Below are 13,994 nucleotides of genomic sequence, written 5' to 3' on the forward strand. Positions count from 1 at the left end.
AGCCTGATGTGGAATCTGGATGAAGTGGCGGGAAGCGGATGCCGGAAGTTTTCTCAGCCAATCCTATAATTAATCGATTAAAAAAATGAGTGTGATGATATCCGGTTAAATTTTAATAGAGCCCGGCAGGAAATTTTTAAGCATCTTTTTTAATGGAAATTTTGAAAAAACAGGGATCCTCCGGAGTTCCGGGAGTGCGGAGTTCCGATGATTGACGACACAGATATTTTTCATCAGGAGACATTACGAAGCTGTCAATTCACCAGACAGATATCCTCGACATTTAACTTAAATTCAATTAGTTAAAAATAAATCCAGTTAGATCATGGCTTCAAGAAATTTCCTCCTGCACGTTGTAAAGCAAGCCATTCAAATATTTAATAGGTAAATAATAGAAAACGGTCCTGCCGCTATCCTACCTCTTCCGATAGTTTTAACCGGATTTAATTTCAGGTCACATTCATATTAAAACCATTTAAAATTTAACCGGTTTCTTTATCGAAAAGCATTATTTTCGCATGGAATTAAGATTTGACCAACCATGAAGTATTTTGCGTTTTTGCTTTTCTTCTTATTGATTAATTGTGATAAAAAGGAAAATCAACATCTGATTAAGCCTCAACATATTCCCCAGGAAAATATTGCCTTACTGGTAGATAATTCCCTGACGATGCTGGCCCCCGATTTTCAACCCAACAGGATCATCACGATGAAGGAAGTTATCGTAAACCTGATTAAAAAGAAAAAAGAAAATCAGGCTTTCTCGATTGTGGTTTTTGCCGGTAATTCTTTCCTGCTCTGCCCGCTGACGAAAGATAAAAACCAATTGTTGTCAGCCGTTGATAAACTTGACCGTGGAATTATGAAAATGATACCGGGAACCAATTTTTCCAATACCCTGTTTAACGGAATCGCTTCCCTTAAAAATCAGTCCGGTAATAGAACGATGATCCTCTTTACCGACGGGAAAGAAAATTTAAAATCTTATCCGTACCAGCTTGCTTTGGATGATGCTGCCGGAAAAAATATAAGAATCGATGCGGTGGTCATTACGGCAAAAGACTCCGTGATGATGCCCAGCACGATGGATCTGAATGGCAACATCCAGTTCGCCAAAGTGAAAGCAGAGCCGATAGACCGTATCCTGATCAGGAAAATAACCTCAGAAACCGGAGGAGATTTTAAAGTATTCTATACCAAAAAGGAACTGATGGAATTTGACATCATCCGGTTCATTTCTGAAAAACCAAAAGAATCAAAACCTGCAAAAAAGACAGCGAGAATCAATGAGAATAAACTAAGTAAAATCTATGAGGAAATCCAGAGAACCAATGACAGCCTGAAAATCCTGTTTGAAAAATAAATTTCTCATCGTATTAAAAAACAAAAACCTCCGGACGGGAGGTTTTTCATTATTTCAATACTTAATTAACGTGAGTTCGATCGTAGTGATTTCGTATTCAGTCAATTCTTTAATTCAAAAATAAAAATGAGGCTGATTCAGTTGGGACTTTGGATACCACTCACCTTGTCGGAACAAATAAACGGTTCGCACTTTTGACAGGACTTCATCCTATCCTGTATTAAGCCGAACTCATGTTAAAATAATATGAATCCGTCCCCCTGATTGAAAAAAAACAAGGCTGGCTATTCAGTATTTAATAAGCCCCCCTGATAAAGCGATAACCTATTCAATTTGATAATCAATATCTTTGATCCTGTGTCTGACAAGAGAAACTTCCGGCATCCGGCTTCCTGCTTCCAGCCTATCCATCCAGATTCTTCGTCGAGTTCACGTTAATTAGTGTACACCGCTTAGATCTATTTTTTCCTTGCTTTTCCGCTCTTTCACGAAAAGAATGAACGGAATACAGATCAGGAAGATCACTCCGAGATAAAGGAAGACATCCATATAGGAAAGTACGGTGGCCTGTTTTGTGACGGAGAGGTCGAGCATTTTATAAGCGGCATTCATGGCGGCGTCGGGCGTCATTCCTTTAGCCATAAAGCTTCCTTTCAGGGCCTGCAGCCTTTGCTGAACGGCAAGATCCGTTTCATCGAGATGGGAAATCAGGTTTACCCTGTATTTCTGGCTCGCATTGGCAATGAATGTCGTGATTCCGGCAATTCCGAAAGATCCGCCCAGCTGTCTCATCATCCCGGTAAAGGCAGCACCCTGGCCGATCTCCTGGCCCTTCAGCGTACTTAAAGACAGTGAGGTGATCGGAATAAATAAGAGTCCCAGACCGGCCCCTCTTACAATCAGCATCCAGAAAAAGGCATCTTTGCCGGTATCAGGCGTCAGGATCTTATAGCCCCAGAAGCTGTAGATAAAGAAGATGAACAGTCCCAGCGAAACAAGTACCTGCTGTTTGGCCCCTTTGGACAGCAACCGTCCGATGATCGGCATCATGAAAGCGGTCGTCAGTGCGGCCGGGATCATCAGTGCACCTGATTGCAGGGCCGTCCATCCCAGAATACTCTGCGTATATAAAGGGACGATGAATGTTGAGCCGTATAAACCGAATCCCAAGACAAAGGACATCACGGTACCAATCCTTAAATTGCTGTTTTTGAGAACCCGGAGTTCCACAATGGGATATTTGAAGGTAAGCTCCCTCCAGAGGAACAGGATAAATCCCAGAACAGCAGATGTGGTCAGCGCAACGATCCACCCGCTGGCAAACCAGTCTTCTTCGTGCCCTCTTTCAAGAATATACTGCAGCGATCCTACGGTTACTGCCAGCAAGGCAATCCCCAGCCAGTCGACATCGGAAGCTTTTCTTTTTTCGGCAAATTTCGGGCTCCGTACAAACTGCAGGGTCATTAAGGTTGCCGCAATCCCGATCGGGATATTGATGTAGAAAATATACGGCCAGCTGAAGTTATCCACGATGTATCCTCCAAGCGGCGGACCTAACGTAGGGCCGATAATAACGCCCAGACCGTAAATGGCCTGCGCCATGCTTCTTTTTTCCACCGGATACGACTCCGTAATGATCGTCTGGGAAGTTACCAGAAGCGCACCTCCTCCGATTCCCTGCATCAGACGGAAAAATACCAGTTCCCAGATATTCGTTGCATTTCCGCAGAGAAAGGAGAACACGGTAAATATAATAATGGATGCGGCAAAGTAATTCCTCCGTCCGAACTGCTGGGAAAGCCAGCTTGTCATCGGTACAATAATTACGTTCCCGATCGCATACGCCGTAATCACCCAGCCCACTTCCGAAAGGGTGGCCCCGAGGTTCCCCTTCATTTCATTAAGGGCAACATTTACAATCGTGGAGTCCACAATTTCAAGCAGGGCACAAAGGATGGCCGTAATCGTAATGATTACCCTTCGGGCTCCATATTCTACTAATGAATCTTGCATAGTTTTTTCGGTATTAAAAATCAGGAGATCATAAGATCCGGAAATTTCTGATCAGAACAAGGAGTAACGAACTAACTTCATTCTGTTTTAAATGAGATTGAGATTCAGGCTGAGTTTGATTTTTAGAGATCTTCGCTCTTCCTAACTTTAAATCTTAAGGTTTAATTTCAGTCATTGAGATCCGGATCTCCTGACCTCCCGTATTTTAATGGTATTTTTATAAAAGTGAATTGTCATTAGCTCATCAGCATGGTTGTCAGTACTGCTTCATTAATCTTCTGCATCCAGACGGAATCTTTCTTCAAGCCTCTTCATGACAGCCTCTGCTTCATATTCTCCCTGCATAACTGATTTGTTTTCATGCGGCCTCCTCTTCATCATCGGTTCCTCTCCTTCTATCCCGGCATCATCAGGAACCCTGCTTCAGGCACCGCTTTCCTCCTCATCATCAGTCTTCCGCATCATTTCCACCTCACCGGCTGCTTCCGTTCTCCAGCTCCCGCATCATCAGTCTGCCTCTTCAAATCCTCATCATTCTGACCTTCGTCCGCAAACTGACAATTCACTTATAAATTATTTTATGGTAATAAAGGAATTGTCAATGGTTCTTCTTCCATTTCACAGTCAATTTTGCCTCTTCATTTTCTCTTACGATCAACCTCATCTGCAGCATTGACAATTCACTTTAAGTTTTATTATTTTAATGATACCTCTGCTTTTACGTTCATCCCGGTTCTGAGTTTCTGGGCGATATTTTTATCAAGGTTTACGAAATTGATTTTCACCGGAAGCCTCTGGACAACCTTTACGAAGTTCCCGCTGGCATTATCCGGAGGAAGGATGGAGAAGGTTGCTCCCGTTGCCGGAGAGAAAGAGCTTACCACTCCTTCGAATTCCTTGTCAGGAAAAGCATCGATTTCAATTTTCACTTTCTGTCCTTCTACCATTTTGTCCACCTGGGTTTCCTTGAAATTGGCCACAACCCATTTCTGGTCATTTTTCACCAATGCAAACAATTGAGAACCGGCCTGAAGATATTGTCCGGCCTGGATCGGCACTTTTCCTACATACCCGTCTTCAGGTGCTAAAATTACCGTATACGATAAATTCAGTTTGGCATTTTCCACATCCACTTCCCTCTGTTTCGCAACGGAGCCAGCCACGCTGATCTGCTGGGAGCTTGCTGCCGTCTGTGAGGAAGCGATATTAGTCTGTTGGGCAATCTGGTTTCTCTGGTCGATCAAAACCTGCAATTGCCTGTCGGCCGTCTGTTTTGCAGCCAGTGCCTGCTCGTACTGCTGTTCCGTAATCGAATGGTCTTTTACCAGGTTTGCATATCTTTTAAGATCCTGAGACGTTTTCCACACATTTACCTTTGCAGCTTCGATCTGTGCATTCGCTGTCGTAACGGCTGCCTGGGACGAACCGATGTTTTTGGAAGTTGCCGTCGTGCTCGCCTGTGCATTCGAAATATTGCTCTTTGCCGTCGCCAGAGCTGCTTCAGCCTGTGCCAGAGCCAGTTTCTGATCTCTGCTGTCCAGGATAATCAGCGTATCTCCTTTTTTTACAAACTGATTGTCTTTTACCTTTACTTCCGTTACATATCCCGGAATCTTTGAAATCACCGGGGCAAGGTTGGATGCAATCTGTGCATCGTCGGTTTCTTCGTGCGACTGTCCGTAGGTGTACGTGTTGTATCCGTAGATTCCTCCGCCAATCAGGACAACTGCCAAAATAATAGGAAAGACTAGGCTTTTCTTCTTTTTAGGTTCAGTAGCTGGGGTCGTATTATTTTCCATGTTGGGTTTCGTTCTTTATTTATTTAATTGTTAAAGTTCCTGTAGTCTGTAATAATTTCCGGTAGGCCAGTGCAGCATCTGCTTTTGCATTAATCACCCCTACATTGGCGGCAATCTGTGCGGCATCGGCATCCAGGAGCTCGGTCATCGTTGCCAGCCCATTGTCGTATTTATTCTTTGTAATCCGGTAATTCTCATTGGCCTGCTCGGCAGATTTTTCGAAAACGGCAATTCTCTTTTTAGAATAATCCGTATTCTGATATTCTCTGTTCACGTCCAGCTTGATGTTGTCATTCAGCAATTCATTATTGGCGGCCAGCTGCATCTCTCTTGCCTGGGACTGCTTCAGGGAAGAATTCTCTTTCCACAGATTAGATAAGTTGTAGGAAATTCCGACACCGACGTTCACTGCATTATAGAGGGTTAAAAATTTAGGGATATCTGCAGCCACATAGCCTCCGGTAAAGGCAATGGACGGCAGGTTTTCTGCTTTTGCCGATCGGGTTCCCAGGGCAGCGGCTTGTCTTTGCTTATCCAGAGCCTGAAGGTCTTTGCGGTTTTCCCTGGCTTCACTGAGGTAAAAGTCAACAGGTCTTACATCGGTACCTTCCTCGATATAATTCTGGTCCACTTCAATTTCCGTTGTTTCCGGAAGCCCTAGAAGCAGGTCCATATTGATGTTGGCAATATTATAATTGTTTTTGGCTTCCAGCAGCTGCAGCTCAATATTCGAAGTCTGAAGATTGGCTTTCAACCGGTCGTTTCTGGCAATGACCCCATTGTTTTCGAGCTTCAGGAAGGTTTCATCCCTTTTCTGGGAGGCAGAAAGATTTTCTTCCAGTACCCTGATCGACTGGTTGGCTTTGAACAGGTTGTTGTAGGCCTGCGCAACATTGTACGCAATCGCTACCTTGTCACTTTCGGTGCTCAGTTTTGAAGCTTCGACCAGATATTTTGCCGATTCGATCCCGTATTTTATTCTTCCGCCGCTGTAAATCGGAATGCTCAGATTTGCTGATCCGTAAGCTACCTGATGGATTTCAGGGCCTCCGCCGGCAACACCGGGAAGCTTGATGTTCACATTCGGTTTTAAAGGAAGATACAGGTAACTTCCCGAAACGGAAAGCTCGGGCAGCTGCCTGTTTTTAGCCGCAAGCAGATCTGCGGTGGCTTCTTCGATTTTGGCGGCATCGATTTTCAGGTTCTTGCTGTTTTGAATACCGAGCTGTACGGCTTCATCGAGGGTAAGTGTTTTTTTCTCCTGGGCATTGGCATTTGCCATTCCTACAAACAAGGCCAGCGCAAGGACGGAGTTATTTATTTTCTTCATAACCTAAAAGGTCTTTAAGTAAGTATTTAATATGTGTGTTAAGTTCTGTGTAATACTTTTCATCGAAAACGGTTTCATCATTGGTGTCATTCAGGAATTCCTTATACATTTCCTTGGCATTGAAGGCATAGAATAAAGTTCCGCTGATCGTAGAATGCAGAAGGTAGATCGGAGGGTTCTTAGTGAAAATCCCGTTCTTCAGACCGCTTTCCAGTATTTTGGAATACATCGCGATAAATCCCAGTTTGGCTTGCTTCAGAAGTTCCACAATATGGGGATTTTCTGTATAAAGCTGTTCCCGCTGCATGATCCTGTAAAAACATTTCTGGTGTCTGATCTTGCCTACAAACTGGTCGACGATCTTATTTATTTTTTCCCAGTCATCAATGTCCGTCCTTTCCAGAATATCTTTGGAGAAAAACTGCCCTTCATCCATCCTGTATTCCACCAATTTCTCGTACAGCTTCTCCTTGGAACCGAAATAATAGGAAATCATCGAAATATTTACATTGGCTGCCTTTGCGATTTCCCGGGTGGAAGTTCCCTCAAAACCTTTCTCTGCAAAAAGCTTTTCGGCGGCAAACAATATATTATCTTCTTTTGAAATCATCTTAATACGTTCTCATTTTTTTGACGTTGCAAATTTACGACCAATTCCGAATAAATCAAACGATTGATTGATTTTTTAATGTATTTTTAATATTTAATTATTAAAACGATTGATATTCAGATATTTATAAACTATTCAAAAAATTAATAATTATAATAGACCGGAATTTCAAGGCAATTATGAGTTATATCATATCATTTTTAAGGTCTGAAAAAACCGCATTGGCAGCCTGTACGCTTAAATTGATGTCATTTTGATTATTCCTGATCCTAATCCCAAAAAAATGATATTGACTTTTACTAAAAATTAACGTGAACTCAAAGTAGAATTCGGATGAAATGGCTGGAAGAGGGAAGCTGGATGCCGAAAGTTCTTTCTGTCAGAAACGGGATCGGAGGTCCTGACAGTCAAACTAAACATTTGTCATTCTATGAGGAAGTTTTTCTTTAATACTGGCTCAAATCGTCTTTATTTTTAATTAAATAAAAGACTGAATACAAATCAAATACGATAAATTTGTAGTAGCTTAAAGTTCCGGAAGGACGGCTTGTTATAGGGTAGGATAAAATCCTGCCAGAAGTATGGACCATTGATTTATTCTACGGAGTCATTCTATTTACATCCTGAATTGAATGAGCCTTAATTTAGCTTTTGAATCAATTAACCATTTGAATATAAGCCAAATACAGCAGGATTTACGTTAAAGATAAAAGTATGGTCTATCCGATTTGCCTTTCTCTTTTTAAAATTGTTCAGGAATAAAAGAAAATGCTTTTAGTATTAAATTAACGTGAATTCGAGGTACAAACCGTAAATAAAGGCTGGAAGAGGGAAGCCGGATGCCGGAAGTTTCTCTTGTCAGGCATAGGATCAAAGGTCCTGATCATTAAACTGAATAAGTTATCGCTTTACCAGAGGAGTTCTTATTCAATCCTGAATAACCGGCCTTTTTTTTATCAGGGAGGGATTTCTCTTGTTTTAAATCCTGAAAGGACGGCTTAGTACATGATAGGATAAAATCCTATCAGAAGCATAAACCGTGTATTTGTTCCGGTAAAATGAGTATTATTTAAAATCCCGACTGAATCACTTTCATTTTTATTTTTGAATTAAATAATCGGCTGAATATGATGTTGATACGGTCGAACTCATGTTAAATTGGCCTTTACAAAACCTGACGGTTTATTCATTTACCTAATTTCACACTATGCAACTTTGCTTTTGTGAGTTAAAAGAAAAGATGCCCTGAAATCAAAAAAGATTTTGGGATATTGTTGATAAAACTGACAAAAAAACAGGCTGTCCGCCAATTTCGAATGACTGCTGTTTACGAATTCTTGTGAATATACCGTGAAAGCTTGATCCCCAGGTCTGTCCAGACAATCCGCGGATTGCCGTTACGGGTTAAATGCAGATCGGCGGTGCTGATTTCTTCCAGAATGCTTTCAATATTTGCCCCGGAGATAAACTTTGAAAAACCGGCCCAGTTGAAACCGTTGGCATTGATCTTCTTATACACCAATTCTTCCGACTGGTAATTCTGAAGCAGTGCCAGCCTGAAAATCTCCGAGCAGTAATTTAAAAAGTTCTTTTGTTTTTCGCGGTTCCAGCCGGCAATTTCCCGGGCCCAAAGGATGATGCTTCTTAAAAATTCCGGTTTCTTTTTTACCATGAAGGCATCCCGTACCCACTGCACAAACAGCTTTTCAAATTCTTCGTTCTTGCTTCCCGACCGGAGCAGTTTCAGGGCGTCATTCAAATCACCCTGCGCTTCATGAACGACTTCTTTGATCTTCGGATCATCGGTGCTGAAATTCTTTTTCAGGTAAGCTTCCAGGTCGGCATCGGTAATCCTCGGAACTTCCACGATCTGTGTCCTGGAAAGAATGGTAGGCAAAATATCGTTTACTGACTCCGCCGTAAGCAGGATAACGGTCTTGGCAGGCGGTTCCTCGAGGAATTTAAGAAATTTGTTGGCGGCCGCGACATTCATTTTATCGGCTCTCCACACGATCAGGATCTTGGTTCCGCCTTCATAGCTTTTCAAGGCAAACTTCTGGTTCTGGTCATCGATTTCGTCGGCGGAAATAAACAGCTGCTTGTTCTCCGACTGTAAAAAAGCCGTCCAGTCGTCATAGCTTGCATAAGGAGATTTTAATATCATTTCCCGGAATTCTTCAAACTTATTTTTACTTAAAGAATTTTTATTGTCCGTGAACACCGGAAAGCTGAAATGCAGATCGAGATGGTTGAGGTGTTCTACTCTGGAAGCGGCATGCTCATTCTCTCGGCTCAGGACTTCTTTGGCATAGGCCAGAACCATCGGCAACGTTCCGTACCCTTCTTTTCCCGTGAAAAGCTGGGCGTGGCTGACTCTGTTTTCGGCAATGCTGTCTCTGAGAAGTTTCTTCAGGTTTTCCTGTCCGGCGATGTTCTCCCAATTCATGGCCCAAAGATAAAAAAATTGTAGGTTATTGTCATGTCAATTTTAGGGAATGGAAAATTTCGCGTTGCGAGTGAATGGTGAATGTTCATACGCTGGAAGATGACAAGTAAAGAAGATTGACTATTGACCCGAAGGAATTGACCATTTCAATTAAGGCAACAGTGAATTTTGCCGCCGCAAGTGGATGGACAATCTTATGCATGAAGAAGATTGACCAGTGCGGCGAATTGACCACTCACCATTTACTTTAAAGGTATGCGGTGCAAAAAACCGCCCCATCAAAAATTCTTTTGAAATATTCGCCACTTCTGCGGCTTCCGGAGGGAAATTGCGGTTAAGGGTTTAAGCGAGTCTTATTTTGATTAAAACCTGCTTTGAGAGATTTCATCAAATGACCGGCGCAGGAAATTCGACATTCACAACATGTCAATGGGGAATTTTGCTGCCGCAAGACAATGGCGAACCTCATGTGTAAAAAAGATTGACGAGCGAAACAGATTCACTATTCACTATTCACTATTCACCCAAAGGAATGGATCATTTACTATTGACGAGCGAAGCGGATTGCCCCTTCACTATTCACCATTGCCCATTCACAACACAAGCGGCCGTTTTCCCTCTGATTTTGCCTTAACAAACTTTAACCTCATATAATTTTTACAATTCATTAATATTTAAGATATTTGCGCATTATTTTAAAAATAAAGAATGAAAAAAATCTTTGTACTATCATTCATATCGGTTGGGTATTTCCTTAATGCGCAGAACCTGAGTAATTCACCTTATGCGGCTTACGGAATCGGCGATGTGAAATATGATAATACGATCGAAACGACCTCGATGGGAGGTATATCCACCGCTTTCATAAGCGATTTTACAAGTAATTTCAACTTTGCAAACCCTGCAAACAACGCCAATTTCGAGCTAACCAGCATCAAACTGGAAGCAACCAACGAGAACAATTACTTTAAAACAGATTACAACAATACGAAGGCGACCAAGCATTCTACGTATTTATCCAATATTTCACTGGCTTTTCCTTTGTCTCCGAAGCTGAAAATGGGAATTTCCTATCAGCCGTACAGCTCAAAAAGCTATAACATCCTGCATAAAGATGAAAATCAGGAAACAGGAGTTACGCTATACAACCGGTTTAAAGGAAGCGGAACTTTAAATACCGCCCAGATCGCTTTAGGCTATAAGGTGACGGATAAACTTGCTGTCGGAGCCAGAGCCAACTATTATTTCGGGAACCTTTACGACCTGAATGAACTCGCCCAGTCCAATGCTGAACTGATCAACGGATACGAAACCAGAAACAGCATCCACAACTTCAATTTCACCTTAGGGGCAAGCTACCAGAACCTGAATACCAGCACCGACCGTAAATTTACCATCGGGGCTACCACGACTTTCGGGAATACCAGTAACATGACTACGGATTATGTAAACAGTACCTATTTCTACTCTGATGCGGCGGCTACCACCAAAAGCAACGAAAGCATCATTGAACAGAGAAGCACGAAATCCAAGAACCTTCTTCCGATGCAGGCTTCCGTAGGGGTGGGTTACGGCGAGGAGAACCAGTGGTTCCTTTCGGTACAAGGAGACTATAAAAAAGGCGAAAGCATTGCCTATTTCGGAAACACCCTGGATCTGCAGGATTCCTACAGGATTTCTGCAGGAGGATGGTATCTGCCGAACTACAATAATTTCAGGAGTTATTTTTCCAGAATCGTTTACCGGTACGGCGCCTTCTATGAAAAAGGAAATCTGCAGATCGCAGGACAGAACATCAATAAATTCGGGGTATCCGGCGGTGTTCTTCTTCCATTCAAAAACAGCAGCATTACCAGGATGAGCGGATTGGAAATTGGTCTGGAACTGGGGAAAAGAGGAACGGTGAAAAACAACCTCATCAACCAGAACTTTATCAATCTGAAGGTTGGTTTCAATTTTGCCGATCGATGGTTCAGAAAAACACTTTACAACTAATATGATGTTTTTTAAAAACATATTCCATAAAAAAAATATAGCATACCTTTTTAGTTGTGCTATATTTTTTATTATGGCTTCCTGTGAAGAAGACCTTACGAAAAACAATTCCAAACAAAGTAAAAACTTCGCTTCACAAATTATCAACAATGCTTATATTATCCAACGGGATTCAGGGTTTATCAGTATGAAAGCCAAGGCCCCGATCATTGAAAAATATGAGCTGATCGACAGCCCTTACACCGTGGCAAGAAAGGGGATCGACATCCAGTTTTTTGATAAGAAAAAACCGAAAATTCCGGGAACCATCAAGGCAAAATATGCCCGGTTTTACGATTATAAAAAGTTTTACGAAGCCAGAGGTAATGTTAGGATCACTACCAATGAAGGCGATAAATTTGCCATGCAGAGCGTGTACTGGGATCAGATCAAGAAAAGCATCTACACCCGCGATACGGTATATGTAACCAGAAAGGATGGCAGTACGCTGATCGGTGCCCACGGCATGCGCGCCAAAGATGATTTTTCGGAATATGTATTCTTCCAGAACTCCGGAGACTTTGCCGCTCCTGAAATCTCCCCAAACAAAAAATAACCATGGTCTTTCACGCCATCGGACTGATGTCCGGAACAAGCCTTGACGGACTGGATATCTGCCTGGCCAGATTTGAAAAGCACCACCACTGGAGTTTCGGGATCCTGAAAGCGGAGACCCTGCCCTATTCTCAGGAATGGGAGAAGAAACTCAGGAATTCCATCTTTCTTTCTGCCGAAGAACTGCTTGAACTGCATTCTGAATACGGCTTTTACCTAGGCAGATCCGTCAAAAATTTTATTGAAAAACATCAGCTTACAGGCATCGATCTGATCGCTTCCCACGGACACACGGTCTTTCATCAGCCACACAAAAAATTCACCCTGCAGATCGGGGATGGCAAGGCTATAAAACTGGAAACCAATCTGCCGGTGATTTATGATTTCCGGAGCCAGGACGTTCTGATGGGCGGCAACGGAGCCCCGTTGGTACCGATAGGGGACGAGCTTTTATTCCAGCAGTATGATGCATGCATCAACCTTGGCGGCTTTTCCAACATTTCAATGACCAGAAATCAGAAGAGGGTCGCATTTGATATAGCACCGGTAAATATTATTTTAAATACACTGGCACAACAATTCAATAAAAATTTTGATGAAAACGGTGATCTTGCCGGAGCAGGAGAAATTAACCGGGCTTTACTAAACGAATTGGATGCACTGCCCTACTACCGGCAGTCTCCTCCGAAATCCCTGGGCATCGAATGGTGCAACGAATATATTTTCCCGTTGTTTAAAAACGTTGGAGCCCTGGATCTGCTGGCAACCTTTACCGAACATGCTTCCGTACAGATTTCGGAAGTCCTGAATGAAAACCGACTGAAAAAAGTACTCTTTACGGGAGGCGGAACCTACAATTCGTATTTAATCGGAAAAATTAAATCAAAAACAGATACCGAAATTATCATTCCCGGAAAAAACATCATCGATTACAAGGAGGCTTTGATTTTCGCTTTTATGGGAGTCCTGCGACTGAATAACGAAATCAATGTGCTGGCTTCGGCAACAGGAAGCTCACGGGATCATTGTTCCGGGATGATTGTCTGACAGAAAGTTTGGCCGCCCCAGCGGATCAATCTTCTTTAGTTACCTTAACATCGGCAAAGTGTCCCAAGGTTCCCGGGCCAATCCATAACCCGATGCTTCCCCGCATATTTTTACCCTGCTTCAGGTCATTAACGATCAGAGCGGGTTGTGAGGCACCATTAATGTAAAGCCTGGCGATTTCATCCTTGACTACAATTTTTACGCTGATCCATTCCGCAGGAACGATATCGACATAAGATTCGTATTGTCCCGGCGTATCCTTCCTTAGTTTTTCCCATGGATATCCCGGAATCGAAATGTACTGGCTGGAGTGGTTCCTTCGCAGCTGGTCACTAGCACGCCCGTTGGTCGGCCGTAAATAAAAGACCTCCGCCCTGGAAACATCCGGAGCCGTTCTGAAGGCAATGCCCACAAACCCGCGGGCGGTCTCCCCGGCATTGGCAAGCGGCTGTCCGGAAACGGTGGCTTCAATAACGCCATTGTGAAAATCAATATTTTTCAGGATGGCCAGGGTTTTGTCTCCATCGGCCTGCCCGTTGATTTTGAGTGCTAACGCTTTTTTCCCCTTAAATAAAGATTTTTCAGCCGTTACCTGAAACGGGATTACATCAGCCGGAACAATGGTTTTATGCTGTGCTCTGGACATCATGCTGAATGACAGGAATAAGACGGGCGCAATGAACAGCTTTTTACTCATGAAAATATTATTTTTAAATTTTAACCCGTCTAAAGTATGAAAAATAATATTTCCCGACACTTATTGAGAATTGTTCAAGAACCGATCGGTTTAAAATACA

General features: G+C 42.7%; 10 protein-coding genes. 4 read left to right on the forward strand and 6 right to left on the reverse strand.

Annotated elements, in window-relative coordinates:
• Nucleotides 1–541 precede the first annotated feature (541 nt).
• Nucleotides 542–1,363, forward strand: coding sequence for a vWA domain-containing protein (locus CHA01nite_RS10845; protein ID WP_146941361.1), 822 nt, complete (start codon nt 542–544; stop codon nt 1,361–1,363).
• A 438-nt stretch (nt 1,364–1,801) separates the two neighbouring features.
• Here the strand turns inward: CHA01nite_RS10845 and CHA01nite_RS10850 are convergent, their stop codons facing one another.
• The 5 genes from CHA01nite_RS10850 to CHA01nite_RS10870 form a co-directional block, all read right to left on the reverse strand.
• On the reverse strand, nt 1,802–3,376 hold the full coding sequence (locus tag CHA01nite_RS10850; RefSeq protein ID WP_146941363.1) for a DHA2 family efflux MFS transporter permease subunit: 1,575 nt from the start codon (nt 3,374–3,376) through the stop codon (nt 1,802–1,804).
• A 695-nt stretch (nt 3,377–4,071) separates the two neighbouring features.
• Complete coding sequence (locus tag CHA01nite_RS10855; RefSeq protein ID WP_146941365.1) at nt 4,072–5,175, reverse strand: HlyD family secretion protein; 1,104 nt, start codon at nt 5,173–5,175, stop codon at nt 4,072–4,074.
• 19 nt (nt 5,176–5,194) lie between these two features.
• On the reverse strand, nt 5,195–6,505 hold the full coding sequence (locus tag CHA01nite_RS10860; protein ID WP_146941367.1) for a TolC family protein: 1,311 nt from the start codon (nt 6,503–6,505) through the stop codon (nt 5,195–5,197).
• Nucleotides 6,489–7,115: a TetR/AcrR family transcriptional regulator gene (locus CHA01nite_RS10865; RefSeq protein WP_146941369.1), complete on the reverse strand. Its 627-nt coding sequence runs from the start codon at nt 7,113–7,115 to the stop codon at nt 6,489–6,491. Before CHA01nite_RS10865 ends, CHA01nite_RS10860 begins: the two co-directional genes overlap by 17 nt.
• Before the next feature lie 1,327 nt (nt 7,116–8,442).
• The gene (locus CHA01nite_RS10870; protein ID WP_146941371.1) at nt 8,443–9,561 is read right to left on the reverse strand and encodes a DNA polymerase III subunit; all 1,119 of its coding nucleotides are present in this window, start codon (nt 9,559–9,561) and stop codon (nt 8,443–8,445) included.
• A 708-nt stretch (nt 9,562–10,269) separates the two neighbouring features.
• Between CHA01nite_RS10870 and bamG the strand changes: the two genes are divergently transcribed.
• From bamG to CHA01nite_RS10885, 3 genes are read left to right on the forward strand one after another with little or no spacing between them, the layout of a single operon-like run.
• Entirely contained in the window at nt 10,270–11,556 is a 1,287-nt protein-coding gene (gene bamG, locus CHA01nite_RS10875) for a BamG family beta-barrel-assembly machinery protein (protein ID WP_146941372.1), read from the forward strand.
• A 4-nt stretch (nt 11,557–11,560) separates the two neighbouring features.
• Nucleotides 11,561–12,151, forward strand: coding sequence for an LPS export ABC transporter periplasmic protein LptC (locus CHA01nite_RS10880; RefSeq protein WP_373869027.1), 591 nt, complete (start codon nt 11,561–11,563; stop codon nt 12,149–12,151).
• 2 nt (nt 12,152–12,153) lie between these two features.
• Nucleotides 12,154–13,197 carry an anhydro-N-acetylmuramic acid kinase gene (locus CHA01nite_RS10885; protein WP_146941376.1) on the forward strand — a complete coding sequence of 348 codons (1,044 nt, stop codon included), beginning with the start codon at nt 12,154–12,156 and terminating at the stop codon, nt 13,195–13,197.
• A gap of 25 nt (nt 13,198–13,222) precedes the next feature.
• Here CHA01nite_RS10885 and CHA01nite_RS10890 read toward each other — a convergent pair whose 3' ends face one another.
• A complete protein-coding gene (locus tag CHA01nite_RS10890) occupies nt 13,223–13,894 on the reverse strand; it encodes a hypothetical protein (RefSeq protein WP_146941378.1) in 672 nt (223 codons plus the stop codon).
• Between the last annotated feature and the right edge of the window lie 100 nt (nt 13,895–13,994).

Origin of the sequence: Chryseobacterium hagamense (genome assembly GCF_007991455.1) — a bacterium.
Taxonomy (GTDB): domain Bacteria; phylum Bacteroidota; class Bacteroidia; order Flavobacteriales; family Weeksellaceae; genus Chryseobacterium; species Chryseobacterium hagamense.